The following is a 26,783-nucleotide window of genomic DNA, read 5'->3' on the forward strand; positions in this document are numbered from 1 at the left end:
AGAAGAATCTTCCAACTCAAGCTCATACGCGTCCACGCGTGTGCCGTAGACAAACTCCCTTGCTGCTTCAACTTTCCAAGTTCGTCACCGGCCGCGCCGATTTCATCGGCCTTGACTTGGGATTCGACAATCCGCTCGTCGGCCTCAAGCAGGATACTTACCGCCGTCACGACCTCTTCGCGCAGCGACTCCAGATGCAAAAGTTCGTTGCGCAGAGGCTCCAAATCCGTCTTAAATGGCTGGCTCCGATGCTCCAGTTCGAAGGCCGCCTTGGCGACAGCCTGTCGCTTTTCGATGTGGGTGTTGTACTTTTGCAAATGCTCCATCTTGGCTTTAGCCTAATGACATACGTAGATCGTTCTTGCGAGCAGCGACGCATCGGCCCATGAACCTATCGGCCGACGTCGCTTCCGCCATTGGCCGGTTCGTCAGTACTTCGGCCTGCATCTGTGCGAGGAGACGCAGCGGTTGTTTACACTGTCTGGAAAATGATGAAGCAGTCGATTCCTCATGTTTCATGAACGGCCGCCCAGTCCTTCGCTTCGCCGTTCCCGCGCAAGCCGGCGAGGCCTAGAGGGTGTGCTTACGCCTCAAATGCTCAAGGAGCTCAGCAGAGCGCTTCGCAACAGGGTCAGCACCGTCTTCGGCCGACATCGATTCATGCCGCACCGCCTCTCCGACTTGCAATCCGAGATAGATAGGCGCGATGACCTGGAACGGCTGCCCGCCAGGGAAGGTCACCTCGAGACATTCATGGTCCTCCTCATTCGGATCCGGAACCGCCTGGACCACGACACCGGTTAGTGCGCAATTCACCCTATTTTCGATATGCGAGTCCTGCAGTGCTGCGTAGAACTGCGGCAGCTGGGCAAGTGCATCAATGTAGCGTTCGCTTTTGGTTCTCATCATTGCCCCTATCGGTTGTTATGGTTGTTGCCGTCCGGTTAGGCCGAACAAGTCTTCGTCGATTTGCTCAGCGTTCCGTCGTTGCAAACGAACTTTCCGCCACTGCAATGTGAAACGCCTCCCTTGCTACCTGAACAAGGTTTGCGGCCTTTAGCATGGGCTGTGTTGCTGAACATCAGGAAGCACACCAGAACTGCGGAGGTGGATTTGAGCACGTAGTTTGATCTGTATGAGAAAGGCCCTAAGTCTCCTCACCCAGAGCAATGGCGAAAACCCTTCGCGAGTAGGACTGGATTCCGCGCCCGCGCAGTCTGGTTGGGCACAGGGGCGTCCCCGCAGCAAGACTTCTTTAGGCGACCAGGGAGCTCAACGTCGGGCTGCACGTTGCCAGCTGGTCTAGGTCGTCTCCAATGAACCAGAGGCACCCTATGCCCAGCGACTTCAACAGTCCTTTCACCTCTTTTGTCGGCTCCACAGGCTGCAGGATTGCCCGGTGAGGCCTCGACGTCGATTGCAGATGGTAATCTGCGATGACACTTACCAGCTGATTGGTGTCCCGCTTTCTTTGTGCCGCTTTTTTCGACATCCGGTCGACTCTGTTTTCTTCAGTGATAGCAAGTGCAACGGTACAGACACTGCGAGACTTGACCCCACAAGAGACTGGGAACTCGTATTGAAAATGCCGGCGACCGAAACTGCCATTAAGAATTGCTAGTACCTATCCCGAAAAAGCCGAGACCAGCTGGGGAATTCTTCGCCGTTATAACCAAATCATAGCTCTGAAGCCATTGGTTATCTCGACAAAGTATCACCATCGACCGGTTATGACCCTCCTGCGAACGTATACAAGTAGGTCACACGTCGGCCGAGCGCAAAGCCGCCCGACGGGAGGGCCACCCTTTCCTCCTGAAAGGCTTCGGTGGTGACCGCCTCGTTGGTCGGCTTGATACGGCAGCGGCGAGGGGAGACTGGTCTCTGCGGGGGTAGAGCTGAGACGACCAGCGTGCGGACGAGGATAGCGCACGGCTCGAAAAGACTGTCGGAATCTGGCGATCCGCCGGACGGAAGGCAACACCCAAGCTTGCGCATAGGGGGCCTTCGGCTGTCCCTTTCATACCTCAAGAAAGATCTCCTCCCAAAAGCATAGCGTCTCTGTGAGTGAGGATATGTTTAGGGTTATTCCTTTGAATTGCTAAGCTTGAGATCGTTACTGGAATAACCTTCGTAGATGTCCGCGATCTAGATATTGCGTTTGTTTGCGTGCATGTTGCCCGCTTCGCGGTCGGCAGCCAGGGTGCAGAGGTTGATGGCGAGCAGCCGCTTCCTTGCGCCGCTCGAGTCTCACAGCGAGCCTCGGGTTGGGGGTTTCGAATCCCTCTTTTCGGGTCCGAGACTTGAGCCTCGGGACTCGGATGCTGTGTTGCCGTGGGGAAAAGTGAACTCTCCAATCATAGCCTGGGCACCCCCCTTCACCGCGGTGGGGCGTCAGACCTGGCTGCCCCCGGTGTTGGTTCGCTTCTGACTTCGCTCTATCGCTAGAGATTCGCTCCGCGAAAGCAAGAAGGGAAGCTTTGCGCTTCCCTTCTTGCTTTCTGGCGAGCCCTTGAACTTACAGGGCAGCGTCCTTCAGCTTCTTCAACGGGCGAACCTTGACCTTCACGGATGCCGGTTTGGCAGCGAACCACTGTTCGGCACCCGTGAACGGATTCTTGCCGAAGCGCTTCTTCGTTGCTGGCACTTGGATGGCCGAGACCTTGAAAAGGCCCGGCAGCGTAAATTCGCCGGCGCCCTTCTTGTGGATCGAGCTCACGATGGTGTTCTCGAGGTGAGACAGGACAGTTTGCACCGTCTTCTTGTCCAGCTCAGTCTGGGCAACCAAGTGGGCCAGAAGGCTCGACTTGTTGAACATATCCTTCAACGGCTTTGCGACCGGCGCTGCGGCTGCCGCCTTCTTCGCTACGGGTGCAGCCTTCTTTGCCGGTGCCGCTGCTTTCTTTGCCGCAGCTTTCGGGGCGGCCGTCTTCTTCGTTGCCATGTGGTTCCTATCGCAGAACTACCGGCACCATTGCCGGAATTCACTGAGCATATCGAATTTCGGCATCAACGTGCAACGGGAAGAAGTTAAGCGACCGAAGCAGTAAACGTGCGCACGTCGACAACAGCTCATCACCCTAAGGTGGGGGATGGCCTCTACACCAGCCTTCCTGATCGCCTTTTTGGCTATCATCCTTGCGCAAAGGACAGCAATACCGGCCATTGCGCTCTCGTCTCATGAGCAAGCCGACAACAAGGCAGTAACACTGAGGAGATTCGATGAAGAGGGAAGACGGGCTCGCAAGCGCAACCGCGCTCGATCCTTTTGAGCAGTGGCTGACGGAGCGCCACAAGTGGCTTCAAACAGCAGCAGCAAGAATGATCAGAACTCGCGGGCGGCCAGATGGGCCTGCCATCAAGGAGCTCGCTGATCTATGCGTACTAGAGGCCGCCAAACAGAAGAGTGACCAGTTTGAATCGGTTGGCGCCGGTGTTCTAGCGCAGCCGATAAGTCAACCTCCTATCCGGCTCAGAAAGATCTGCGAGGTGGCCGGAGTGAACGCCATCAAGGACGGGGCTTCACTCGACTTCGGAACGACCGGACTTTTCGTTGTCTACGGCGCCAACGGCTCAGGGAAGAGCGGGTACTCAAGGCTCATAAAACAGTTCTGCGGCTCTCGCGCCAAGGAAGATCTTCTTGGGAATGTCTTTGCCAAGGAGCAATGTGAACCGACCGCGAAGATACACCTCTCCGTTGGTGATGTGGAAAAGGACGGTACGTGGAAGCTGTCAGATGGCCCGATTCCCCAACTCCGACATGTGCACGTGTTCGATTCCAACGTCGCAACCATGTACTTTGGCGCGAAGAATGAAGCAACGTACGAGCCTTCTCGGATGCGTTTTGTTTCGTCTCTGATCAGGATCAGCGATCTAGTCTCTGAGGAACTGCTGGAGAGAAAGAGCAGGTTGCACTGCAAGCTGCCGAAATTGCCTGAAAGTCTCGCCGGCACCTCGTCCGCGAGCTTCCTTACTTCGATGAAGGGCGACACGTCTCCTGAAGCCATCGAAGCCGCGTGTCGTTTCACCGAGGACATGGACCGAGAGCGCATTGCAGGCGAGGCGAACCTCGCCGAGAGGAACATCCCTGGAAGACTGAAGACCATCGAACGCGAGATTACCGCCCTCAATGTGGTCCAAACAATGGTGCAGGGCTGGAAGAGTGCACTCGGCGACGAAAGCGTTTCCAAGCTAGTAGATGTGCGAGCTTCCGCTATTCGGAAACGCAAGGCGGCAAGCGAAGATGCCGAGAAGGTTTTTGCGGGGTCGCCGTTGGAGGGAGTCGGACAAGAATCGTGGCGTGAACTGTGGGAAAAGGCTCGCGAATTCTCGGTTTCTCACGCTTACAAGAACAACCCCTTTCCAAATACTTCCGATAACGCACGTTGCGTCCTATGTCAGCAACCGGTCGATGAAGAGACCAAGGCTCGTCTAACGCAATTCGAGAAGTTCGTACGGGGAGAGTTGGAGAAGGACGCCACGGCTGCTGAAGCAGCGCTGGGCAAGGCTGTGAGGGCATTGCCCGTTCTTCCTGACGCGAAGGCGTGGGTGGTAACCGCCAACCCGATCAAACTCGAGGAGAACGCTGCATCAGAATGGCTTAGCGCTTTGACTGCACGGCGCGAGGCAGCGAACGTCGCTAACAATATCAACGAAGTACCGGCGATTGACTGGTCTGCCCTCGAGGTGCCCATCGCCACTGTCCTGGGTCAACTTTCGGCAGAGAAGAAGACATTGTCAGGCATGTTAGAGGACGACAAGCGAAAGCAACTCGCTGCGCGCGTGCAGGAACTGATTGCATGCCAATGGCTGAACCGGGAGATTGACGCGGTCCGTGCTGAGGTCGAACGACTAAAGATCGCCGCGACCCTCAGCAAGGCAATGTCGCTGTGCTCAACCACGGCTCTTACCAAAAAGAACACGGAGCTCGCGGAGTTGGAGCTGAGAGGAGGCTACCAAGACAGGTTTGCTCGCGAACTAAAAGCTCTTGGCGGCACCAGGCTGCCCGTCCAACCCAAGAGCAAACAGCAAGGCAAAGGAAAAGTCACTTTCTCGCTTTCTGTCAAGGAGGCTGGGGACAACGTCAACGCGGAATCCATTCTGAGCGAGGGTGAGCGTCGAATCATCGCCCTAGCCGCATTTCTCGCCGACATCTCGGGCTCAGGTCAGCCCACACCCTTCGTGTTCGACGACCCCATCTCATCCTTGGATCAAGACTTTGAAGAGCATGTCGTTGACCGACTCGTGTCGCTGGCACAGGAGCGCCAAGTAATCGTCTTTACCCATCGGCTCTCCCTGTTGGCTCAAGTCGAAACTACGGTAAAAAAGCTCCGTGATCAAGCTGAACTCGAAAAACGGAGTGCTCCGGTCGACTTGGCAACTATTTCTCTGCGACGTCTTGGGCCCAACGCTGGCCTGGTTGCCGACATGAGCGTCCGGGATGCGAAGCCGGAAAAGGCTCTCAACAAGATCCGCAATGAATCGATTGCACAACTGAGGAAGCTTTACGAAGCCGCTGAGGTCGAAGAGTACGAGCAACGGGCAAAGAGCGTGTGTAGCGACATTCGCATCTTGGTTGAGCGCTGCGTCGAGACCGTGCTGCTTAACGGCGTACTGATTCGATTCCGCCGAAGCATCACGACTCAGAACGTCATCGGCAAGCTCGCCCGCATTCAGACCAGCGACTGCATGATGATTGATGATCTCATGACGCGCTACTCCGTGTTCGAGCACTCTCAGTCGAGCGAGTTGCCAGCCGAATGCCCCGCAATCGAGGTTCTGGAGCGCGATGTCGACAACCTCATTGTCTGGATCAAGGAGTTCTCTGGTCGCGTCGTGAAGGATGGAGAGGCGCAAGCCGAAGTGCACTAGCGGTCTTCGCACCGCCTCACTGCTTTGCTGCCTGCTGCCTGCTGCAGCAGAGCAGTGAACCGTGTCGAGGAGACGAGCGCGCACGAGTGGTCGGAGTAGGCGAATCGTCCCTCCACCCCAGTCAGCTGCAACCAGTAGGCCGTGAATGTCCCTCATGAAGGTTCCTGGAATTCCAGCCAGATCAACCCTATCACCGGTCTCTCACAACTCGAAGCCTCAAGGACCACAAGCCCCAATGCTTCACTATCTCCGGGGGTGGACGAGGACGTCGATCGCTTGCAACCAAAGCAGTGCAGCGGGCTGCGACAGAATTCCGTGACTGAAAGTATCGGCCAACTTCGGGCCTTCTATTCGTCGAACCGTAGCACAATGCCTGTATAGACCGAACTGAAATCAACCTTGAAGCGAAGGCTACTCCCGTTCTGAGACAACTCTGGCTTCACGCCGTGCCAAAAGAGGGTCGTGCCCTTCCCGACAAAGCTCGCGATATGCTCGGGGGTCTCGTTCTGATTCAAGGTGAGGCGTAGCGGCACCTCAGTTGCGGCTGTTTCGGCCAAGAATTTTTTCCAGCTCTCGATGAGTATCATGTGCTTGAACGGCCAGACTTTCACCGCGCCAAAGACAATCCGGGCGTCGAGATTCAGCGTAGCAACTTCACAGGGACGAGGCAAGTCACGCACAAAGGTGAAGGCGGTAGCGTATGTGAGTGTGTGAGTACCAATCGTTAGTGGTCGCAGATGCCGTTCCTCGGGCGCCAATCGAATCCATGCATCGACGACTTCTTCCAGAGTGCCTGGATGCAGAACAGGACGGCCTCGTACGGCACTGGCAAGCTGCTTCAACTCTTCACGCGTTGGCGCTCGTGGCTTGGGCTTCAGTTTGGGAGGTTGGCCAAGCAGGTTTGGGACTGGCACGTCTCGGACCTGAGCGGACCGAATTCGAGGTGCGCCGAGCTGCGATGACGCTTCAGTAGAGCGCGCTTCGTTTGGACAGCCTCTGACATGTCTGTCTGGCGCGACGAAGTACGTGTTCTTCTTGGTTGCGGTATGTACTTTGGCTAGACATACTTCGTGCGGGCAATAGAATGCGAAGCCTTCGCTTACCTTGGCCGCGTCCGCGTACTCCGCGGTGACTTGCGTTTCCAACTCCCAGCACAACGCATCCGACATTAGCTCGTCACGCATATCTCTCGACTATTTGGCTCTCACTACGAACACGAGGCCAGGACCTTCATTCCTCCGGTCATACCAATGGCTTCAGCGTGCTCCGCCCCGCTTCGTTATTTATCGGCCAAAGACAAGCGATCTTGAGAATGGCAATGAGAGGTTGGCAGCACAGAAGCGAAGCTCTGCGCCGAAACTAAGAGCGGTTGACGTGGTTAGTGTTTTCCCCGCCTGCACGACCACTCTGCTGCCACTGACGGCAGACAAGAATCGAGAACCGGAAGGGCCTAGGTACCAAGCCTCACATCGCAGCATGCCCGGACAATGCTCTGTCCGTGGCCTCAACGAGAGTCTTCAAGAAACGTATCGCCTTCTCCAGATCATCGCGTTTGACGAGATGAGGCGGAGGGACACCTTGCACCACCGGCCGAGCGCGATGAGCAGCATCGCCTCTTTTACTGATGAGGTCATCCAGCGTTTTCTTCACCCGCGCGCAGTCGTACTGCGGCCAGTCCCAGTATTCGGTAACGTCTATGCCTGCATACTCGTGGAAAAGGCGCCTAGTTTTGTCCGCACTCGGAGTGTGGAAGCGTTTCAGTTCCTCCTCCAAGCGGCGGTTCACAAATTGGCCAACGGGGCTCCCTGCTATAACCCTCAGCCTTACATTCATCTCCTCGCGAATCCTGTCCTCGACATACGTTTCCCATGCTGTCAGAGCCATAATTAGACCGGCACGTTTAAGAACCTCGGCACTGTCAGGAGGTGGCTTCGAGTTCATGGAGTCAAACAACGACAACAACACTTCCGCGTCTGAAATGGCGTAGGTGAACGTGTTGCTTGCCCGGGACGTTGATTGCATAGACCGTTGGCGTGATGGTGGGCTGCCGGCCATGCAATGCATGGCCCTCTTGCATCAGCAGTGAAGAGCGACTACCGTCATTCTTCACCAATCAAGAATCGCTTCGGATTCTTGCCCAACCACGCCGGTGCCCTACCCCGACCGGACCAAGTCGCACCAGTCTTCGGGTCACGATATTTCGGAGGCAACGGCTCCTTCGCTGCCTTGGCGGCACCGCTGCCGGCAGGCCGACCACGACGGCGCTTCCCTTGAATATCTTCGACGGACAGACCGTACTGCTCCATCAGCGTGCGGATCTGCTCGATAACGCCTGCCACTTCATTTGCGCGGACTTCTGCGAGTTGAGCTTCCAGAGCTTCTTTTTGGGCCAGTAGTTGCTTATAGGTTGCCATGCGGGTTCTCCTTGTGGATCCACCGCGATGATACTCCCACTCGAAGAAAGTTAAATCTAGCCTCGATTGCCACAAAAACAGCCCGGGTAGCCGCCTCAGAATTTCAGGAAGACGAAGGGATATGCTCCGAACACAAACAGGATTGCCGACAGCCAACCTGAAAATTCCGCACCTATGAAGCACCATTTGCCAGCGGCAGTATCTTTCAGAAGTTTTTTTGCCTCTGGCTCCCCAGGCCCAGGATGATTATCCCAAATCCTAAGCCTGGCATCGAGGTCCTTCATTCGCGAAAGTGCACCGAGAGAATTGAAGTACATATCAAGAACGGCGAGCGCTAGGCCGACTGCAAAAAAGACAGCGGCGGGCACTCCTAGCAATCCAGACACCTTCTTAGCCGCATCCGTACTTGCATAAAGGGCGGCAGCACCTGCCAGCCCTGCGCCATTCACGAACGCTAAGTGCTTTACGGTTTCGATTGTCCAGACGTCGTGCTGTGAACGATGGTCTTCGCGCCAAGCTACCGCTGCGGCACGGATCCTTGTTCTGTATTCTCTAATACCAGCTTCGTCATGCCCCATCTGAATCTCGCGTAATTGAAAGCGGCACGAGGTACCGCATGCACTAGCACGTCAAGAACGCCTACTGAAAGTTGACGCTGGTCTGCCATGCAACTTGTAAGCGCTCGCGACTGGCTGCTCTCAGCTTCAATAAGCCCAACTCTCGCGCCATAAGCGTCAGTGCCGCTTCTTCGTCATGGCCATCGCCTCGCAGCTTGCTGGCAAGCGAAGTAAGCTCCGAAAGAGAGATTTCGTCCACTGAGCGCGCGTTACCGACCGGTGACCGCCGGAAGCCAATGACTTCAGTACCGTCACTTCCCTTCGGCCAGAAGAATGTACCAACGTCCTCCTTGCGCGCAACGAACTGCGACTCAGCCAGACGAACGACGCGATCCTGAATGCGGGACCCCGTTCTCGACCAGCTGTGAGCTCGCGCAATACGTCGAGCGAGAACCTCATCCCGCACCGGCCCCTCAACCGAGATGACGTGCTCGATCATTCCAAGCAAGGTTGCATCGTAGTTTGCGTCGAAGAATGAATCTGGACTGATGGCATAACCCACCATCAACAAATCAACTTCCACAAACGCGTCCACAGGATCGGTGGTCGGCGCTGCGGAAACAGGATGGTTGGAGGCGAAGACGGCTGGGCCGACTTCGATATCCTCGGTCTCCACTCGAGGGGAATCGGAACGTTGCGAGGCCTGCGGAGCGGCGGCGGGTTTCGTCATGGCAGCTTCAATTGCCGCCTTGGCCAGTGCCTCTGCTCGCTCGGCTTCTTCGTCTCGGGCCGCACGCTTTGCCGCTAGCAGCGCAGTGAGTTGCTGATGGATTTTCTCAGCAACGCCATTGGCGTCGATCCACCAGTCGGTGGACCAGATGCGCACTATCTCCCATCCCAAGCCGCGAAGGACCTGTTCGCGAAGCTTGTCCCTGTCACGCGCGGTCGCAGAACGATGGTAGGTCGCCCCATCGCACTCCACCCCGGCCAAGTAGGATCCAGGTGCGTCGGGGTCTACGACACCAAGGTCAATGCGGAACGCGGATACACCCACTTGTGTATGGAGATTCCAGCCCTTGGCAGTCAGTGCCGCATGGACCGACTGCTCAAACGGGCTATCAAAGCCGCCCAAGCTTCCGGCCACGGCCTCGCCCAAGGCGCGGGCACCCCGCTCCGCAAACTCCATGAAGTGCTTCAGGTCGCGCACCCCTGCAGCTTGTGTACGCGATAGGTCCAGTTGTTCCGGACGCAAACTTGAGAACACTCTCAATTCGTGCCGAGCACGGGTGACGGCCACGTTCAAGCGTCGCTCGCCACCTTGCTTGTTCATGGGCCCGAAATTCATGGAAGCTTCACCGCTAACAGTCGGGCCATAGGTGAGCGAGAAGTACATGATGTCTCGTTCGTCTCCCTGAACGCTTTCGAGGTTCTTGACGAAGATTGGTTCGAGCTCGGTATCCATGAAGAACGGCTCAATGCTCGCGTCCTTTCGGCGCTCTTCATCCAGCAGGTCCATGATAAGGGTCTGCTGTTCGGTATTGAACGTAACAACACCAATGGTCAGCCCGGAATCACGGAATCCTGGCTGCTTCAGGCGCGCAACTAAATCTGCAACCAAGGCCTTTGCTTCTGGCTTGTTGATGCGCGCCCCGCCCTTCTCATACAGCCCCTCTTTGATGAGATGGAAGCTGACGGCCCGGTCGTTCGTCACGGGGGACGGGAACGTTACAAGACCGCCTTCGTAATAGCGATGATTCGAGAATGCGATGAGACTCTCATGACGACTGCGGTAATGCCAGGTCAAGTTCCGCGTAGGCAAGTTCGCAGCGATACACTCGTCGAGAATGCTCTCAAGGTCGCTCTCAACGTCCATGTCTTCCGAATCCGACTCCGCACGGTCAAAGAAGCTCGTGGGCGGAAGTTGCTTTGGATCGCCAACCATCACCACCTGCTTACCGCGAGCGATCGCTCCAATAGCATCCCAAACTGGAATCTGTGATGCCTCGTCGAAGACGACCAGGTCAAAGTCTGCCGAGTCCGACGACAAATACTGAGCGATGGACAAAGGGCTCATCAAAAGGCATGGCGTCAACGACAGTACAGCGCCTGGCGCCTGACTCATCAGCTCGCGGAGGGGAAGATGCTTACTCTTCTTATTCATCTCGTAGCGAAGCACGCCCCATTCCGAATCCCGCGACACACTCTTCTGCGTTGGCAACCCAGACGAAAGTCGGGCCCTGACCCAGGATTGCGTCAGTTTCGTAAAGCGTTCGTCAAGTTCCCGGAAGTCACGAATCCGTTTCTCATGTTCGGCAGACACGAAGTTGCGCAGCACATCATCGGCATCGACGACGGCGTTAAGCCACCAGCGGGCATACGCCGTGTCAAACATTTCGCGAATGTTGCCAGCCGCGACGGCACCATTTTCCACAGCGGCAACCAATGGCGCTAGACCAAGCGCGATGGCCTGGCCTCGCGCCTTGCGCCACGCGCACCACGCATTCAGTCGACCTTGTGAGTTGATGACCTGCGCTGCCTTATCCCCAATTTCTGCCGATGTGAGGTTCAGGATCGCTGCGTCATTCCCAGCAAGGCCACTCGCAATGGCAAACTCGCCAGCTGCCGCATCAAGCGCTGTTTTGGCATCTTCATACTGACGTCCGGCTACGGCAATGGGACCGCCCGCCTCCAACAGCATGTTTCCGGCGCCCAAAATGCGGCCAATGCATTCCCGAACCCCTGCCACACCTTCCGGCGTCGCCGCGAGCGGCGCAAGTGCAGCCAACAGCGACGAATGGAAAGCGTGGACGGCAGACACATCTGTTGGTTTTGTACGCAGGCCGGCCCAGAGGTTGGCAGTTCTTTGCGCCAAGTCAGCAAGACCACCTAGCTCCTGCTCCAGACGAACCAGCTTACGCATCCCTACGAGTGCGCGACCTGGCACCTCGCCGCACCGCCCCATTTCGACGAATGTCAGGCCGCTGTCCGCCCACTTGTTTCCACCCTTGGCCTCTCGGAGCGCGGATTGATACACGGCAAACGACATGGCGATCGCCAAGTCGGTTTCGTAGCCAGCCCAGACGCCCGGCATGTCGACTGCCACACTTTCCAGCCTCGTGAGTTCTGCGCCCAGGCTGCGAAGCTCCTTCATTCGTACGAGGTCAGCTCGCGCGATATCACCACATGCACCCTGTGCGATGGGTTCCAATCCAACGTCTTCCCATTCCGCGCGATTGCGGGAGGCGGAGAGTGCCTTCTGAAAGGAGACGGATGCTCGAGCAACATCCAGGTCTGTTTCCAGGGAGTTCCAGACGCCTCCAGTCGAATACTTCAGGTCGGTGATTGCAATGACCTGCGTGCGGAGATCGTCGATTTTGACGAGGCATTGCACGTCATTTTCGATTGTCGGCTCTCCTGGGCCGTCGGCACCTTCCTTCAGCTTCTTGATGAGAGCCTTACGCTTCATCCAGCTCATTGGCCACGCCGAAGCCTCCACCTCGTCCAAGTCAGCCTTCAGCTGCTTGACGAATGCGCTAGTGAGCTTTGACTTGTATGGCAGCGAGAGCTTCCGTGTCTCGTCCGCAATCGTCGACACCAGCCCGACGCCATGCTGCAGCTTCTCGAGCACAGTTGACGCCCATGGTTCAGCCAGCTGCTCGGTAAGTTGTCGATGCCGCGTAAGAGTGGCAATGGCTTTCCGAATGGTCTCGATTCGCTCGACGTCCAAAGGCGCAGGTAGCGAAGCCAGAACTTCGCCGTGCTCCTGCACTAGTTGCACCGTTCGGTTCAGACCTTCGAAAACCTGCTTCGCATCCGGCTTCAGCACGAATTGCCAGTCACGACCGGCAGCATCCGGAGGGTCTTCGCCAGCAAAGCAAGGGCCGTTCTAACTTTCCCGTCCAATGGAGTCTGAGGCAAGCCGACCGCACTTACGAACTCCGATGCAGACGTGTGGTACTGCTCAACGACCGGCTTCATCGCAGCAGACTTCGAGAGCAAGGTGGTCTGCCAACCAGGCGACCATTCACTATTAGCGACGTGAGCGAGCGGGGATGTGGTGAGATTTCGCTCGCCAACAGCTTTCGCGTTCACATCAAGCAGGTCGGCAGCGTTGCGCAGCATGTCAAGCGCGCTTCTATCGTGTACCTCTGCTCCCGGCCAGGACAGCTCAACCATCGGCAGTTCTCTGCCAGCGACGACTACTCCGATGGCTTGATAAGCGCTCAAACCGTTGGCATGACGGGCATGCAGGCGCTCGACATAGCGATTCAACTGTGCACGCACAGCACCCAATCGTTCTGCCTCAGCGATCCAGTCGTCCGGTTCAACCGCGTTGGCTGCATCCCAAGACTTTCGAAGCTGTTCGAGCACTTCGAACTTCCGGGCCTTGCTGGAATGTAGTTCCAGGCAGAAGCCGCCGAGTCCGACATCTTTTAATCGGCGATAGACAACGTCCAGCGCCGCCATCTTCTCGGAGACAAACAGCACGCGCTTTCGCTCGGCCAGGCATTGCGCAATGAGGTTGGCGATGGTCTGACTCTTGCCGGTACCGGGAGGTCCAATCAGGACGAAGTCCTTGCCCTTGCTTGCAGCAGCGACTGCCGACAACTGGGATGAGTCGGCAGGGAGCGGACAGAAGGTATCTTGCGGCGGGAGTTCTCGGTCGAGGTTCCTGGCTTCGGGGAACTCGATGGGGCTCGGGTAGACATCTCGTGGTGTATCGATGAGATGCTTAACCACCGGGCTCTGCTTCAATTGGTCGGTACGCTCTACCAAGTCCTTCCACATCAGGTACTTTGCAAACGAGAAGGAGGACAGTACGACGTCGTCGACCACCTCCCAGCCCTTGATGTCCTTGACTGCGTCGGAGACACGATCCCAGATGGCGGCCACATTGAGGCCGGAATCGTCCTTCGGCAGTTCGCCTTCCACCACGTCCAACGACAAATCGAAGTCCTGGCGGAGCATCTCAATTAGCGTGGGATTGAAGCGTGGCTCGTCATCATGCAACAGAATGCTGAACCCCGAGCGTGCGTTCTTTCGCTCAAGGCTAACTGGCACCAAAATGAGCGGCGCGCGAAAGCGTTTATCGTCGGTGGCTTCTCGCGTCCATGACAAGAAACCCAGCGCCAGAAACAGCGTATTGGAGCCGCCCTCCTGAAGGGCCGCCCGCGAGGATCGATAGAGCTCGGTCAGTCGGGCTTCCATGTCTTCAGGCGTGATTCCGATAAAGACTTCCTTCCGCTTGAGGGCATCGAGAGCGTGCTGCCGACGCACGTTCTCACGCTCCCGCGCTTCATGAAGCGCCTGACTCCGAGGATCGTTGCCTTCCATAAGCTGCGGACGCGGCAGCAGCTTGATTGCATGCCCCTCGGACAGCAGGTCTTCCAGCTCGTTGGGATCCGGCGCATCCAGCTTGACCGCCTTCTTCGTTGCCTTGAAGTTGAGCAGATTGTTCCGCAACGAGAGATCGAGCAGTTTCCGTTGCCACCGGGTCAACCGGTCTTCGGGCCGCTCCGGAGTTTCACCCTCCGATGGCTGGTGGATGTCTTCCGGAAGGTCTGGTGCATCCTCGAAATCCGGTTCAACGCTCCCAGCTTGTGCCGCAGGCTCGACGACCGTCGCGGCCTCACTGCTGGCCAAAGGCTTGATGCGCTGAAGGCGCGCGCGCCGGATGTCGACTGCCAGTCCAAATTTTTGCTCTTCTGCTTCGGAGATTTTCTCTGCGCCCTTCTCCACCGCATAGCTAAATTTTGGCAGCGGGCGATGAGTTGCCAGCGTCGTCTCGAACAGCACCAGTTCTTTGAGCCTCACCCGCTTCCGCAGCGCCGTTACATCGTCGACTACCGCAGTGGTGAACTCCTCTGGCTTTAGCCAGACGCCGGCGAATGCATGGCCCTCCGTGAACACGGCGATAGGGTGCAGCCCGGCCTGCTCCAGCGCAGCACAAAACAACAGGGTAAGGTCCAGGCAGGTCGCAAGGCCGGAGTCTGCAATCTGACCGGGGCCACGGACCTTTTGGCCCGTCCGCTCAAAGCTGGCCGGCGGAAGCGCATAGTCGAGCCCCATTGAACCGACTGCGGTCCACACTGCAGAAGTCAGTTCCCAAGCGCGTTTTGCGCCATTCGTGTAGCCATCAATGGCTCCGCTCTTGCCCGCTTTGCGAAGGACCTCCGATGTTTGCTTAAGCAGCCGCTCTACTGCCGGTTCATTAGGTTGCACGAACGCCGCAACCATATCGGGCAAATAGGATATCCCGCCCCATTGGTTTCGGGGAAGCAACTCGACGTGCATTTCAGCGACCGCCAACTCTTCGGACTCCTGAGTCAAGAGGCGGAAGGTAACAACAGCCTTCTCTGCTTCCGTAAGACGGCCTAGCAGAGCTCCATCCAACGGAATATCAAGGTCAGAAACGCGTAGAGTCTGCTCCGAACCCAGACGATCCAGATGCCAAGTCTTGGCTTTGAGGAACGCAGGTTCAGAAGTCGCAACCAGGCGGAGCGTCTGGTAGTCAACCTTCGTATCGTTGAGTACGGTAAGTTCGCGGATCGCAGGAACGGCGTTCTGAAAATCCGCCAGATTGATCTTGGCCGCCAGCGTGGCAACAATCTTTACGCGCGGAAGCTCCTCAGCTGCCGGCTGTTGTTCGGTGTGCAGGTTGTCCATCCAGCCCGTCCAAATGCTTAATCTGGTCTGCATACGGAGACCAGAAAGCGAGAATTCGTCGAATCGGCCAAGCTGGATACTGCAAGGTTAATGCATCACAACCAATACATTTTTCTGCCCAGCAGTCGCGCTTGCCGAGTTAAGGTGACCCCTTAGTCGGCAGAAATGGTGGCACAGAATTGGCCGGCGTTCCATACCACATTCGGGGTGGAACGCCCTGAAGACCTCGCTATCCGGCAAGGATAGTGACGCTTGCCTCACGAAAATGAGGAGCATTCTCAGTGGGGCGGCGGGCTCCGGAAAGGTTCGATAGCCTTAAACACTCCGGTCTTGCTCATTGTGCGACGAAGCTCGAACCGGGCAAGACTCTCTGTGACTTCGATTTGGTCGAGGTGGTCAAAATCGTTATGGCTCCACACCTCGCGCGGAACAACGACGGAGAGCAGATATTCATCCTGTAGACGCCCCGTGGCACCACTATGCCTTTGCGAATATCCTGATGCGATGACGGTGGTGGCTATCGGCAGCGCAGCGAACACCTCTCCGATAAGCCGAAAGATGACCGCATGGACATGCTCCATGTAGAGCTTCTGGACTTTCGTCGCCGACATGCCCTTGACTGAGAGTTTCAATCCGCGGGATGGCACAGTCGCGACCTTGTTCGGCATGCCCTCCACTTCGGGGAGATCAACATCAAGCATGACGGTGGCGCCACCATCTAGAACTTCGAAAGCGACTTCTGTCTCTCGCGGCCATCCAATATCTGCAAGCACCTCTTCCAGCCATTGCTCCATTGCCGTCGTATCCACATAGATATGCTTCTCAATGAACTCCCTGCGCACACCTGCCGCTTGGTGGAACTTCTCTCGTTTTTCCTGCCATTTCTGCGTGTCGGCATTGAAGGCATCCACCTTCTGGCGATGGTTCTCTTCCGCACGAAGGCGCCGTTTCTTGAACAGCTTGTCGAGAAGGCCGAGCTTGAGTGCCGCCGGCATAGTTGGAGCAGGTACATCGAAGGCTGGCATCTCGAATCGCGGAACCTGGTTGCAGTTCGGCGTTTCGAGATGAACCGTCGCCACGCTTTCTACCTCGGCATTGATGTCATCGCACTTGCTTTGAATCAGGCCCAGCAGGCCATCCTTATGTTGCTTCTTGGCAAGTTCTACGAGGTGCTCGTCGACCAACGCCCCGCTTTCGTCGCGAAAGACTAGCTGGCCGTCCTCGCCAACAGAGCAAGACATACTGACTTTGGTAGTCGCGGCGGGTGGCGCCACCACTCGAGTAGCCCGCTGGGGTCGGCTTATGGTCTGACTCGACGAAAAGCCAGCAAAGCTCGTATTGACTCGTGTGCCACGCTTGCTGATGCCCACCGAAGCACCTCGCGGACCCAACGTCCAGCCAACCCCAGACCCACTAAGATTCATTCGAACCCCGGGAGCAAGCTTTATTGATTTCCGGAATCTAACGGCCATCGACCTATCCCCTGCGCGTACTGTTATCAAAATTAGCGCACGTGATGATATACCGTCAGATTTCCCAACCCTGGGAACCGGGCACCACCCCCCCCTTTGGTGGTAGCAACGAGCTTCGCAAAGCGGGAAGCAGCGTTATGGTCATCCGAACTGGGCATCCAGCTTGACGCGCAATTCCGAAAGAACTGTGTCTTCGGCAATGCCATGTGTCGGGTCGGTGCGGACTACATGCGCACTTGTCCAGCCTGGCCACTCTTCCGGTGAGTCGTCCACTGCGATCCAGCGGGCAGGATTTCTCCGACTAACGTCCAAAAGGACCTGCTCTGGTCGCGACTTGCTTTGGAACCAAGCCTTGCGCATTTCCCGTCGATGGAAGGTTCCACCGATGCAGCGCTCTTGTAGAGTCGGCGACAGTCTCGCCTTGGCGTGATCGTACCCGCCTTTGATGAGCAGCCAGGAGGTGGACAGCACAATCTTCACCTCGGGATAGGGAGCCAGAAGTTCATCCAGGAGGGGGACATGCTCAAACAAGCTGTGACCTGGATGATGCAGAAGTTCAATGCCATTTCTGGTTCGGTAGACCGAATCGGGATGAGCGACCCCATCATAGTCAAGGTAGAGCACAAGTAGCGGTTGGACCGACGATGATTCTGAGGTCACCGCCATAGCGCCATCTCCCAATGTGCGGCACATGTGCTTCGCCCCCAACACTTCACCGGATTCATGCTCGCTCCCTTCATGACTGAGCGATTATGTGGGGCGCCATTGCTCACGGCAATGCTTTGCGCCGTCCTCTGGCTGCGAATTTCAACAAGCGGCAACATTGCGCCGGTCGCACGAGGACATTCCGGTATTTGGCTTACGTGGGTTCACAGTACATTGCTCGATGAGAGCCATTGGACCAACGGCTTGTGATCCGCAGTGACGCCTTCACCCTTCGCTTATCAGCCGCGAAGGTGAGAAATTTTGTGCGCGCGGCAAGGATGCTCGAACGAAAAATGCGCGACCAGAAGGGTCGCGCACTGGAGAGCTCTTAAGCGTATGGTCTGTATCACACGCTCACATTCGCAACGTCCTCGACAACCTCCCTCGTCCACTCCGTCACCAGCGCGTTCAAGAACAAATGACGCACTGACACACTAGGAATATCGCTGGTAGCTTCCGCCTGCAATTTTCCACTGGCGACCAAGCTGAGGAGCTGGCCCGTTGTGCTTGCGCTAGGAGCGACATTCGCGTCGCGCCGGAACTCTTCGTTGCGAAGCGGCCCGGACGGTGCGTTGACGACCCCAAGCGTCCCGTCCCAAGTTTTGCCGTTCTCCATGTAGAACATGAACGGAAAACGCCCCACCATCCGCCACGCATCGATAGCTGCCCACATCACCGGGTCGACCATGTCGGCCAGCCAGTAGAACTGCAAATCCCCCATCTGAAAGCGGATGGTCTGCAGCTTGCTCCCATCCTCGAGGTCGATACACCCAAAGCCAACATTGGTGTGTTCGTACGACGAGCCGAACAGGTGCCTGTCCTTCTGCCAGATTGGGCAGGTCAGCACAGGAAGGTTGCCCGGCAAGCCTCGCGCTTGCTTGAACCTTGCTCCGACCGCATCCAAGGCATGCAATTGTCCAACCGGCACAGCGTTCGGGCCGAAGCCCGTAATGAAGTTCGTTTCCATCTAGTGTCCTACTGAAGTTATGACAAGGATTGCGCGCTCTCCTCGAGCGCGGCAGATGAAGTCCTATGGTGCGAAACACCGTCGTGGACGTCTGCGATCAGCAACCCTGTATAGCGCCAAACCTCCTGCATCTGACATGACCCGGACTCACACGGATGCAGAGTGTTTCTGCTGCGATGGCCGCATCTTACGGCGTGAATTTCGTGCGAGAAATAGCTCGGAGGAGCCGTTCGTAAGGCCGCTCATAGAAAAATCAAAAAACTGGTTTGGAACGAGCAGATATCTCCGAATTAGAGGTAAACCTCTATTTCAGGGAGTTTCCGGGATAGAGCCGCCTGCGTGCCGCCAAGCTCATGAGGCCGATGTCTCGATGAGCCACGCATCAACATCAGTCCGACGCCATAGAAGCGGAAAGCGAGGCCCGAGATGGGCTAGCGGCGGCAACGTTTGAGGCTGGTTCCGGATGCGCCGGAGGATTGTGGCAGTGGTGACCTTGAGGGTAGCGGCAAGGTCGTGGGCGTCCAGGTAGATGGTCGATAGCGTTTGCATCCCGAGTATAGAGACGCCTGTCGACACATGGAGCAAGGCTGACGCTAGATTCGCTGCTCCAAGACCCCTTACGGCCATAAGCGGCCGGTCGATAGGACTGCGAAGAAACGCCTCGCTCGACAAAAAAAAAGGATTGAACGACACTCGCGATGCACTTAACTAATCGGCTTACGGCTCCCATCGTCGCAGACAAATGAATCTATCGCTCAATCGCATCATGCTCTACGTGAGAAACATCGATAACACCTGCCTTTTCTACGCGCGCTATTTTGGCTTCTCGGCTGAGTCGCACGACGGCGACCGAGTCGTCGAGTTGAAGTCCCCGCATGGAGGAGCGATTCTGATGGTTCATCAAGCTGCAAAGAGCGTCAAGACGGGACAAGCCTCTGTGAAGCTGGTTTTTGACGTGGAGGACGTCGAAGGCTTTAAGCAGCAGTGCTCCGCGCGCGGGCTTCAATTTGGTTCTAGGCATAAGGCCGACGGCTATTGCTTCGCGAACGCAAAAGATCCAGACGGCAACTCCGTTTCGATTTCGAGCCGGGCGTTCGCCAACCGGTAAGCCTCGTCTGGCCCGTACGAGTGCAGAACACGGGGTGCGAATGCGAAGATTTCCTGGGCTGGTACAAGGCCAATGTAGATATAGCACTGGACTTCGAGTGGCTGCTTCCGGGATAGCCGTAAGACCGTTTGGGGCCGTCACGGCCCACTTACCGAGACAGTCCCCCTACGTCCCGGGCAGGAACTCGGCGATTGAGTCTCGGCAATGAATCGGCAAGATCCGAAACTGCGCCCGCACTAAAGTTTTAGCCCTATGCTTCGGCTTTGCGGAGCCTGCGGTGCCTTCGGGCGCACGCTGAGGAAGATCAGTAACTCGCTGATCCATGGAAATCTCCGGCCGTCACATGCTGCAATCCCCTTATGCCAAGGAGATAAGCGATGGATGACCATACCCAGATTCTCGTCTGCAAATGCGGGGTACCCGTCCGGATTCGCGAACTCCACTTCGAAATCGGAGGCAATCAGGCCTTGGACTGGGCGCCATGTCCGCTGTGCTACCGGAAGCTCTACCAGATGAGCGTCGAAGGGGTCGTTTCAGCAGAGCTGGTTTCGGAGGCGGAGTGGGACTAGCGTCCTTCGCGCGAGGGTTTCGCAACAGGCGCAAAAAATAGGTTCCCATCCACTCCAGGAGCTAGTCATGACTACCTCCCAATCATCTGTCGGCCACCATGCCCCGTGGAACAAGGGAACACTGACGGGACAGAAGCCTCCGTTGAAGCTATCGGAGATCTGGGCTATCCGTACGCGCCTTCAGCTTACCGCTAACACGAGGGATTTGGCGATGTTTAACCTCACCATCGACAGCAAGCTGCGCGCGTGCGATCTGATACGCCTCCGCGTTCAGGATGTCAGCGTAGGTAGCCAAGTTGGCATGCGTGCGACGGTCATGCAACAGAAGACGCATCGACCCGTGCAATTTGAGATTACTGGACGGACTCGGGAATGCCTCCAGACCTGGATACGCGCACGGGGATTGAGCTGCGGCGACTTTCTCTTCCCCAGTCGTTTGCGTTCTTCGCCGCATCTATCGCCCGACAATATGCCCGGTTGGTCCATCGCCGGGTGCCGTCGATCGGCCTCGACACCTCCGCTTATGGAACGCATTCAATCCGGCGAACTAAGGTCTCTTTAATCTACCGACGGACCCGGAACCTGAGAGCCGTCTAACTGCTCCTCGGTCATACCAAGCTCGAAAGCACCGTCAGGTATTTGGGGATTGAGGTTGATGACGCTTTGGAGATTGCAGAGCAAACTGAAGTCTGACCATACTGCCTGGCCGGCAGGCGGTCGCTTGCCGGCCAATTGCGGCCGGTTGGTTCTCCGAAGCGAATGGCGGTTGGCCACGCGAAAACGGCCACAGCATCCGCAACTAGGTCTCACGCGCGACTGTGGTGTCATGCGATCGCGTTCAGGTAGTGCCGGCCCGGGCGTGCAAGCTGGAAGGCGAAGTGCGGATTGGCAAGCGCTCGCCACACCTGACGGGCAGTATGCTGGCAGTACGCATCGTGTCCCGCACTTGCTTCTCGGAGAAATGAAATTGCCGCACAAAGCTCGACCCGCACAGGTCATTCGCATCCAGCGCGCCTACGTGCCGGCTTCTCCCGATGACGGCTTCCGTGTGCTGGTCGATCGCGTGTGGCCTCGTGGAGAAAGCAAGGCAACGCTCGCGCTGGCCGAATGGGCCCGTGACCTTGCGCCAAGCACCGAACTACGCCAGTGGTTCGGCCACCTTCCGGAGCGCTGGGAGCTGTTCCAGACCCGCTATCGCGCGGAACTTGCCACCGACGCGCAACAAGCGCGCCTGCGCGCACTGCTGGTGGCGGCGGGCGGCCGGCCGATCACGCGGGTGTACGGCGCGAAGGACGAACAGCACAACCAGGCCATCGTCCTGCAGGAAGTGCTGCTCGCGCTGTGCCGCGCGTGAAGCGTCAGTCGTTGACCAACTTCTTGTTGAGGTCGAGCGCGATTTTCAGATGGCCTTCGAGGTCCGGCACATGAGCCTTGGCAAGATCATGCGTGAGGCCTTCGCCGGAATTGGCCATAAAGCGGAAGACATCGGGCGGAGAATATTGCGCAGCACGTACTGCCGGCGACTGAAGAGCCCGTGGCGTAGCGACCGACGTAGTCACAGAGCGGCTTGGCCTGGTCAGCAACCGGACGGTGGCACGGATCGCCGCAACAATCCGAGAAGCCGCTGGCCAGGCAGGAAGCTCGGCGTCCGAGAACGGCTGTAGATTCAACCGGTCTACGCACACCCTCCTTCGTAATAGTGGCTCCCACCGCAAGGGGCGCTGCATGTTCTGCGTCAACACGTCCAGGAAGAGCACCCGCATCACGGCTCCGATCTGGGTCTTGACTACAGGGTCGGCATTGGTGCTGGCGAAATCCAGTCGACCCTCTATCGGCAACTGACGCGGCTATGCCAAATGCGATTTAGAGACCAGTTCGGATATCGATGATTGAGCCTGCCATCGCTGCCGCTGCCGCCATTTTTGGGCTCATCAGATGGGATCTGCCCCCCGCCCCCTGACGTCCTTCAAAATTTCGATTGGAGGTGGAAGCACAACGCTCACCAAAAGCCAGGCGATCGTCATTCATCGCGAGGCACATGGAGCACCCTGGATCGCGCCACTGGAAACCGGCGTCCTGGAAGACTTCGTGAAGACCTTCCGCTTCAGCTTGCATCTTGACTACGCCAGAACCTGGCACGACCATCGCCACACGAAGTCGTTTACTGATGCGGCCCCCAAACTTCCGTACGATGTCCGCAGCGTCCCGTAAGTCTTCAATGCGAGCATTAGTACAGGAACCAATAAAGACCACGTCCGGGCGAATATCCGTGATCTTCTGGCCCGCTTTTAGTCCCATGTAGTCCAGTGCTCTTGCTACGGCATCACGACGGGGCTGCGAGGCAAAAGATCCTATAGCCGGGATCACATCGTTGACGGATCCGGACATATCGGGCGTGGTACCCCACGTCACCTGCGGGGAGAGCTTCGCGGCGTTAATGCGAACGATTCGATCAAAAGGCGCCCCCTCGTCCGAGACAAGTGAGCGCCAATAGGACTCCGCGGCGTCCCACATTTCGCCTACTGGCGCCAGAGGACGACCTTTCAGGTAGGTCAGCGTCACGTCGTCGACGGCTACGAAACCTGCCGTGGCCCCTGCCTCAATGGTCATGTTGCATAACGTCATTCGTCCTTCCATCGACAAGAGCCGCACGGCGTTCCCGCGATATTCGACTGCGAAGCCGGTGGCGCCAGCGCTGCCCACCTCACGAATAAACGCCAGCGCCAGATCCTTGGCTGAACAACCCGCTGCAAGAGATCCTTCGAATTCGACGCCAAGGCATTTTGCTTTCTTTGTTAGCAAGGTCTGAGTTGCTAGCACATGCTCGACGTCTGAAGTACCGATCCCAAATGCAATGGTTGCGAATGCACCATGAGTACTGGTGTGGGAATCGCCACAAACCACGGTGGTGCCCGGCAAGATCGCACCCTGCTCTGGCGCGGTCACATGCAATATCCCTTGGCGAACGTCCTGGAGAGGGATGAACGAAATGCCCGTCGCTGCACAGTTTCTTTTAAGCGTATCCGCCTGCAGCTTTGCCAAGGAATCATTCCATTCATCGTCCCGACCCGCGGTCGGAACGACGTGGTCTACCAGACCGATGTTTGGCTCCGATCGCCATAGTTCTCGTCCCTGTTGGGCCAGAGATTCGAAGGCTTGCGGGCTCGTAACTTCGTTGATGAGGTGCCGGTCGATGTAGAGGAGCGTTGCGCCGTCGTCTTCTGTATGGACGACGTGACTGTCCCATAGCTTGTCATAAAGCAATTGAGGTGGAGACGATCTTTCCATGAACTCAAGAAATTTCTGGAACTAACAAATCAGCGACCGCGCAGCGAAACGGAAGGATGCCTTTGAATTCTGGACCAGGTCTCTCGTCGGCGGGCCGCGATTGAGCCAGCCCATGTGCCTCGAGAAACCACACTTCCTTCGCGAATATCGAACCTAGTCGACCTGCGCTCCGGCTTGCTTGACGACAGCGGCCCATCGCTGCAGTTCTGCATTCACGAAGGCGGCTAACTGGGCAGTACCTTGCGTAGCTGGCTCCACGCCTTGCTGCGCAAGCTGCTTTTGCACCGCCGGATCCTGCATCACGGCCTGCATGGTCTGCACCAGTCGCATCCGGACCTCACTATCGAGGCCCGCTGGGCCTGCCAGCATGTACCACGCCGTCAGATCGAAACCAGGATAGCCTGACTCTGCCACAGTCGGCACCTCGGGTGCCGCCACCGAACGCCGCTGGCTGCTGACGGCTAGCGCACGCAGCTTGTGGTCCTTGAGATAAGGCAGCACCGCTACCGGGTGATAGAACATGAAGTCGACCTGACCACCCAGCACGGCGGTCAGCGCCTGGCCGCCTTCCTTGAACGGCACGTGGGTCATGCTGACGGCCGCCATCGATTTCAGCAGCTCCCCAGCCAGATGACCCGATGTGCCATTGCCGGCGGAGCCGAAAGACAGCTTGTCGGGGTGTGCCTTGGCATATGCAACCAAGTCGGCCAGCGTCCTGTAGGGCGCGTCATGGCGAATCACCAACAGCGTCGGCGTGTAGCCGGGCATGCCGATGTACGAGAAGTCCTTGCCTGGGTCGTAGGGTAGCTTGCGATAGAGAGCCTTGTTGATCGCCAACGTGCCTACGGTGCCCATCGTCAGCGTATAGCCATCACCCTTGGCCTTGGCCACGTAGTCAGTACCGATCGATCCGCCGGCGCCGGCTCGGTTCTCGACCACGATGGGCTGTCCGAGCCGCTTGGCCATGGCTTCACCGATTATGCGCGCGGTAATGTCGGTGGACGTTCCGCCACCAAACGGCACCACCATGCGCACTGGGCGCGTGGGATACGTTCCAGCGTGGGCCAGCGTAGAGCCGAATACCAGCGTGACCGATATGGCCACTGCCGCGAGTATCTTGTTCATTGTCTTCTCCATCCGGAATGGTCAGGCTTCGGTCTTTGCCGGGCCCGTCTTCTGATGTTGTGCGGTGCTCAGTTCCCGTCGCACCGCTTCGTCGTGCTCGCCGAGCGTTGGCGGAGGCACTACCTCCAGCGCGCGCTGGCCGTCGTACGACACCGGACTGCGTACCGTCCGGAACTCTCCAAGCGTCGGGTGGTGCCCCGAAACCAGCAGTTGGAGGTGTCGCGCCTGAGGGTCTTCGAGTGCCTCGCTGGTGTCGTACATTGGTGCGTGCGGCACATCTTCGGTTTCCAACCGCTCACACCAGTACGCGCGCGAATGCTTGCGAAAAAGTTCGCCAAGCAGATTTATCAGCACTTCCTGATTGTCAATGCGGGCCTCGCGCGTGGCGAAGCGAGGATCCTTGAAGAGGTCGGGCCGCTCAATCGCATTGGCGAGCCCCTGCCAGAATTTTTCAGGCGACGACATATGCAGAGCTACCCATTTTCCATCGGCGCACTGCATAACATACGACTGCGACACGCTGGGACGGCTATAGGGACCCATGACTTCGCCAGCGGAGTAGTAATGCGTAAACGCATCGAGGTTGAAATGGCTCATGGCTTCGAGCATCGACACTTCTACTTTGCGCCCTACACCCGTACGATTGCGTTCATGCAGCGCGCCCAGGATGCCGTAAGCGGCATAGAAGCCGGTCAGTGAATCGGCGATGGCCGGACCAACCACACGCGGATTGGCAGGGTTGATCAGCAGGTTCAGGAAACCGCTGGCCGCCTGGGCTACTGTGTCGTATGCGGGTCGGGTCGCCGCCGGGCCGGTGGCGCCGAAACCGCTGATGGCGCAGTAGATTAACCGGGGATTAATCTCGCGCAGCCGGGCTTCTCCCGCACCCAGTCGTTCGGCCGCACCGGGCCGGAAGTTCTGGATGTAGACATCGGCCTCGCCCACCAGCGCGTCGAACACTTCCCTGTCGTCGGCGTTCTTGGTGTTCAACGTGATGCTGCGTTTGTTCCGGTTGTAGGTCTGGAAGTGCGGACTGTAGAGGCCACCCTTGAACGCCCGGAAAGGGTCACCGGTCTCGGGCTGTTCGATCTTGATGACGTCGGCACCGAGGTCGCCTAGCAGCATGCCAGCGGCGGGGCCAGTGATAAATGTGCCTTGCTCCAGCACCTTGACGCCTTCGAGGACTTTGATCATGAGGAAGTCTCCAGCGATCTTAGGCGGCGGGATCGAAGCCGTCCGGCGTATCACCGGTGTACACCACTTCGCACGTCGCCTGGTACGACAGCGCGAAGCCGATCGACTGGCGCAGTTCCTCACTCAGGTGGGCAATCAAGCCGCCCGTGCGCGCCAAGATCGGCACCCCCTTCAGTGCATTGAGTGGAAAGCCCACCCCAAGCAGCACCGCGGGAATTGCCGCCGAAACGTTAAGGCTGAGCGATTTGCCGACGATACTTGGAATGACGGCTTCCACCGCTTCGGCGATGTCAATAAAAGTCGTGTCGGCGCCCGCCTGACGGGCGACATCGAACAAGGCCGCCACGCGCGGGTCACGCGCTTTGTGCAGCGGGTGACCATAGCCAGGAATCGCACGGCGCGCTTCTCGCCAAGCGCCAACGACGGACGCAGCCGCCTGGGCGCGGGACTCGCCAGTCTCAATGCGGGCGCTGATCTCCGAGAACATCAGGCCCGCGGTTTCGGACGCGCCAAGGATTACCGAGCCGCAGCCCAGAATACCCGCCGCCACGGCACCCTGCAGCGCATCGGGCGCCGCAGCCAGCGTCATGCGGCTGGCCTGGACGCTGGGTACGAGGCCATGCTCGGCAATGGCAACCAGGGTGGCATCGACCACCTTCAGCGCCGCCTCGCTGGGGCGTTGGCCGGTGACCAGGAAATAGAAATACTGGGTAAAACTGAGCTTGCCGATCAGGTCGCGCGCCAAATCGGCCCCTCGGACCACGATGGTCTCTGTGTTGGAAGTGCTGATCGCGGTGTGAGGCACCGTTTCCTTACCAATTTTCAATTACGGCTCCTAGCGAAAGTAAAC

Annotated in this window: 22 protein-coding genes and 2 pseudogenes; 5 read left to right on the forward strand and 19 right to left on the reverse strand. The window is 57.6% G+C overall.

Going from position 1 to position 26,783, the window contains the following annotated elements:
• The 4 genes from FFS21_RS22915 to FFS21_RS22925 form a co-directional block, all read right to left on the reverse strand.
• Positions 1 to 326, reverse strand: a 326-nt coding sequence (locus FFS21_RS22915) for a hypothetical protein (RefSeq protein WP_137927030.1), incomplete at its 3' end; no start/stop codon positions are given.
• A gap of 244 nt (positions 327 to 570) precedes the next feature.
• Positions 571 to 909, reverse strand: a complete 339-nt coding sequence (locus FFS21_RS22920; RefSeq protein WP_137927031.1) for a hypothetical protein — start codon at positions 907 to 909, stop codon at positions 571 to 573.
• Positions 910 to 944: 35 nt separating this feature from the next.
• On the reverse strand, positions 945 to 1,082 hold the full coding sequence (locus tag FFS21_RS32955; RefSeq protein WP_502705193.1) for a YdcA family protein: 138 nt from the start codon (positions 1,080 to 1,082) through the stop codon (positions 945 to 947).
• 1,433 nt (positions 1,083 to 2,515) lie between these two features.
• Positions 2,516 to 2,941 carry an HU family DNA-binding protein gene (locus FFS21_RS22925; protein WP_137927032.1) on the reverse strand — a complete coding sequence of 142 codons (426 nt, stop codon included), beginning with the start codon at positions 2,939 to 2,941 and terminating at the stop codon, positions 2,516 to 2,518.
• A 278-nt stretch (positions 2,942 to 3,219) separates the two neighbouring features.
• Here FFS21_RS22925 and FFS21_RS22930 point away from each other — a divergent pair, with 278 nt between their 5' ends.
• Positions 3,220 to 5,868, forward strand: a complete 2,649-nt coding sequence (locus tag FFS21_RS22930; protein WP_137927033.1) for an AAA family ATPase — start codon at positions 3,220 to 3,222, stop codon at positions 5,866 to 5,868.
• Positions 5,869 to 6,215: 347 nt separating this feature from the next.
• On the opposite strand, the gene FFS21_RS22935 is transcribed toward FFS21_RS22930, so the two are convergent.
• From FFS21_RS22935 to FFS21_RS22970, 10 genes and pseudogenes are all read right to left on the reverse strand, one after another.
• A complete protein-coding gene (locus FFS21_RS22935; RefSeq protein WP_137927034.1) occupies positions 6,216 to 7,052 on the reverse strand; it encodes a hypothetical protein in 837 nt (278 codons plus the stop codon).
• Between the two features lie 280 nt (positions 7,053 to 7,332).
• Positions 7,333 to 7,890 (reverse strand): HEPN domain-containing protein, encoded by a 558-nt coding sequence (locus FFS21_RS22940; RefSeq protein WP_137927035.1) that lies wholly within the window; start codon positions 7,888 to 7,890, stop codon positions 7,333 to 7,335.
• Between the two features lie 77 nt (positions 7,891 to 7,967).
• The gene (locus FFS21_RS22945) at positions 7,968 to 8,282 is read right to left on the reverse strand and encodes an H-NS histone family protein (RefSeq protein WP_137927036.1); all 315 of its coding nucleotides are present in this window, start codon (positions 8,280 to 8,282) and stop codon (positions 7,968 to 7,970) included.
• Positions 8,283 to 8,377: 95 nt separating this feature from the next.
• Positions 8,378 to 8,860 carry a hypothetical protein gene (locus tag FFS21_RS22950; protein WP_137927037.1) on the reverse strand — a complete coding sequence of 161 codons (483 nt, stop codon included), beginning with the start codon at positions 8,858 to 8,860 and terminating at the stop codon, positions 8,378 to 8,380.
• 61 nt (positions 8,861 to 8,921) lie between these two features.
• Complete coding sequence (locus tag FFS21_RS32570; protein WP_249359573.1) at positions 8,922 to 12,665, reverse strand: DUF3320 domain-containing protein; 3,744 nt, start codon at positions 12,663 to 12,665, stop codon at positions 8,922 to 8,924.
• Entirely contained in the window at positions 12,659 to 15,505 is a 2,847-nt protein-coding gene (locus FFS21_RS32575) for a DUF4011 domain-containing protein (protein ID WP_249359575.1), read from the reverse strand. Before FFS21_RS32575 ends, FFS21_RS32570 begins: the two co-directional genes overlap by 7 nt.
• A 278-nt stretch (positions 15,506 to 15,783) precedes the next feature.
• The gene (locus FFS21_RS22960; RefSeq protein WP_249359577.1) at positions 15,784 to 16,746 is read right to left on the reverse strand and encodes a DUF4236 domain-containing protein; all 963 of its coding nucleotides are present in this window, start codon (positions 16,744 to 16,746) and stop codon (positions 15,784 to 15,786) included.
• Positions 16,747 to 16,833: 87 nt separating this feature from the next.
• A pseudogene (locus tag FFS21_RS32960) lies at positions 16,834 to 16,977 on the reverse strand (DUF4236 domain-containing protein); the annotation flags it as partial.
• A 141-nt stretch (positions 16,978 to 17,118) separates the two neighbouring features.
• Entirely contained in the window at positions 17,119 to 17,643 is a 525-nt protein-coding gene (locus FFS21_RS22965; protein ID WP_137927039.1) for an HAD domain-containing protein, read from the reverse strand.
• A 385-nt stretch (positions 17,644 to 18,028) separates the two neighbouring features.
• Positions 18,029 to 18,649, reverse strand: a complete 621-nt coding sequence (locus FFS21_RS22970; RefSeq protein WP_137927040.1) for a hypothetical protein — start codon at positions 18,647 to 18,649, stop codon at positions 18,029 to 18,031.
• Between the two features lie 742 nt (positions 18,650 to 19,391).
• Here FFS21_RS22970 and FFS21_RS22980 point away from each other — a divergent pair.
• The 4 genes and pseudogenes from FFS21_RS22980 to FFS21_RS22995 all read left to right on the forward strand — a co-directional run bounded on the left by FFS21_RS22980 (position 19,392) and on the right by FFS21_RS22995 (position 21,680).
• The gene (locus FFS21_RS22980; protein ID WP_137927042.1) at positions 19,392 to 19,757 is read left to right on the forward strand and encodes a VOC family protein; all 366 of its coding nucleotides are present in this window, start codon (positions 19,392 to 19,394) and stop codon (positions 19,755 to 19,757) included.
• Positions 19,758 to 20,134: 377 nt separating this feature from the next.
• Positions 20,135 to 20,326, forward strand: a complete 192-nt coding sequence (locus FFS21_RS22985) for a hypothetical protein (protein ID WP_137927043.1) — start codon at positions 20,135 to 20,137, stop codon at positions 20,324 to 20,326.
• A 67-nt stretch (positions 20,327 to 20,393) separates the two neighbouring features.
• Positions 20,394 to 21,019, forward strand: a pseudogene (locus FFS21_RS32580) (tyrosine-type recombinase/integrase).
• Positions 21,020 to 21,287: 268 nt separating this feature from the next.
• The gene (locus FFS21_RS22995; protein WP_137927044.1) at positions 21,288 to 21,680 is read left to right on the forward strand and encodes a DUF488 domain-containing protein; all 393 of its coding nucleotides are present in this window, start codon (positions 21,288 to 21,290) and stop codon (positions 21,678 to 21,680) included.
• Between the two features lie 4 nt (positions 21,681 to 21,684).
• On the opposite strand, the gene FFS21_RS23000 is transcribed toward FFS21_RS22995, so the two are convergent.
• The 5 genes from FFS21_RS23000 to FFS21_RS23020 form a co-directional block, all read right to left on the reverse strand.
• Positions 21,685 to 22,089, reverse strand: coding sequence for a hypothetical protein (locus FFS21_RS23000; RefSeq protein ID WP_137927045.1), 405 nt, complete (start codon positions 22,087 to 22,089; stop codon positions 21,685 to 21,687).
• A gap of 100 nt (positions 22,090 to 22,189) precedes the next feature.
• Complete coding sequence (leuC, locus tag FFS21_RS23005; RefSeq protein ID WP_137927046.1) at positions 22,190 to 23,614, reverse strand: 3-isopropylmalate dehydratase large subunit; 1,425 nt, start codon at positions 23,612 to 23,614, stop codon at positions 22,190 to 22,192.
• Between the two features lie 153 nt (positions 23,615 to 23,767).
• A complete protein-coding gene (locus FFS21_RS23010; RefSeq protein ID WP_249359579.1) occupies positions 23,768 to 24,739 on the reverse strand; it encodes a Bug family tripartite tricarboxylate transporter substrate binding protein in 972 nt (323 codons plus the stop codon).
• A gap of 21 nt (positions 24,740 to 24,760) precedes the next feature.
• Complete coding sequence (locus FFS21_RS23015) at positions 24,761 to 25,933, reverse strand: CaiB/BaiF CoA transferase family protein (RefSeq protein ID WP_137927048.1); 1,173 nt, start codon at positions 25,931 to 25,933, stop codon at positions 24,761 to 24,763.
• A 19-nt stretch (positions 25,934 to 25,952) separates the two neighbouring features.
• Entirely contained in the window at positions 25,953 to 26,759 is an 807-nt protein-coding gene (locus tag FFS21_RS23020; protein ID WP_137927049.1) for a citryl-CoA lyase, read from the reverse strand.
• Between the last annotated feature and the right edge of the window lie 24 nt (positions 26,760 to 26,783).

Origin of the sequence: Cupriavidus sp. 2SB, assembly GCF_005503625.1 — a bacterium.
GTDB lineage: Bacteria > Pseudomonadota > Gammaproteobacteria > Burkholderiales > Burkholderiaceae > Cupriavidus.

What these genes read in the sequence shown, in the direction of transcription:
- FFS21_RS22920 (WP_137927031.1), bottom strand. Translation starts at nt 909, where the DNA reads ATGATGAGAACCAAAAGCGAACGCTACATTGATGCACTTGCCCAGCTG.
- FFS21_RS32955 (WP_502705193.1), bottom strand. Translation starts at nt 1,082, where the DNA reads ATGTTCAGCAACACAGCCCATGCTAAAGGCCGCAAACCTTGTTCAGGT.
- FFS21_RS22925 (WP_137927032.1), bottom strand. Translation starts at nt 2,941, where the DNA reads ATGGCAACGAAGAAGACGGCCGCCCCGAAAGCTGCGGCAAAGAAAGCA.
- FFS21_RS22930 (WP_137927033.1), top strand. Translation starts at nt 3,220, where the DNA reads ATGAAGAGGGAAGACGGGCTCGCAAGCGCAACCGCGCTCGATCCTTTT.
- FFS21_RS22935 (WP_137927034.1), bottom strand. Translation starts at nt 7,052, where the DNA reads ATGCGTGACGAGCTAATGTCGGATGCGTTGTGCTGGGAGTTGGAAACG.
- FFS21_RS22940 (WP_137927035.1), bottom strand. Translation starts at nt 7,890, where the DNA reads ATGCAATCAACGTCCCGGGCAAGCAACACGTTCACCTACGCCATTTCA.
- FFS21_RS22945 (WP_137927036.1), bottom strand. Translation starts at nt 8,282, where the DNA reads ATGGCAACCTATAAGCAACTACTGGCCCAAAAAGAAGCTCTGGAAGCT.
- FFS21_RS22950 (WP_137927037.1), bottom strand. Translation starts at nt 8,860, where the DNA reads ATGGGGCATGACGAAGCTGGTATTAGAGAATACAGAACAAGGATCCGT.
- FFS21_RS32575 (WP_249359575.1), bottom strand. Translation starts at nt 15,505, where the DNA reads ATGGACAACCTGCACACCGAACAACAGCCGGCAGCTGAGGAGCTTCCG.
- FFS21_RS22960 (WP_249359577.1), bottom strand. Translation starts at nt 16,746, where the DNA reads ATGTCTTGCTCTGTTGGCGAGGACGGCCAGCTAGTCTTTCGCGACGAA.
- FFS21_RS22965 (WP_137927039.1), bottom strand. Translation starts at nt 17,643, where the DNA reads ATGGCGGTGACCTCAGAATCATCGTCGGTCCAACCGCTACTTGTGCTC.
- FFS21_RS22970 (WP_137927040.1), bottom strand. Translation starts at nt 18,649, where the DNA reads ATGGAAACGAACTTCATTACGGGCTTCGGCCCGAACGCTGTGCCGGTT.
- FFS21_RS22980 (WP_137927042.1), top strand. Translation starts at nt 19,392, where the DNA reads ATGAATCTATCGCTCAATCGCATCATGCTCTACGTGAGAAACATCGAT.
- FFS21_RS22985 (WP_137927043.1), top strand. Translation starts at nt 20,135, where the DNA reads ATGGATGACCATACCCAGATTCTCGTCTGCAAATGCGGGGTACCCGTC.
- FFS21_RS22995 (WP_137927044.1), top strand. Translation starts at nt 21,288, where the DNA reads ATGAAATTGCCGCACAAAGCTCGACCCGCACAGGTCATTCGCATCCAG.
- FFS21_RS23000 (WP_137927045.1), bottom strand. Translation starts at nt 22,089, where the DNA reads ATGCGGGTGCTCTTCCTGGACGTGTTGACGCAGAACATGCAGCGCCCC.
- leuC (WP_137927046.1), bottom strand. Translation starts at nt 23,614, where the DNA reads ATGGAAAGATCGTCTCCACCTCAATTGCTTTATGACAAGCTATGGGAC.
- FFS21_RS23010 (WP_249359579.1), bottom strand. Translation starts at nt 24,739, where the DNA reads ATGAACAAGATACTCGCGGCAGTGGCCATATCGGTCACGCTGGTATTC.
- FFS21_RS23015 (WP_137927048.1), bottom strand. Translation starts at nt 25,933, where the DNA reads ATGATCAAAGTCCTCGAAGGCGTCAAGGTGCTGGAGCAAGGCACATTT.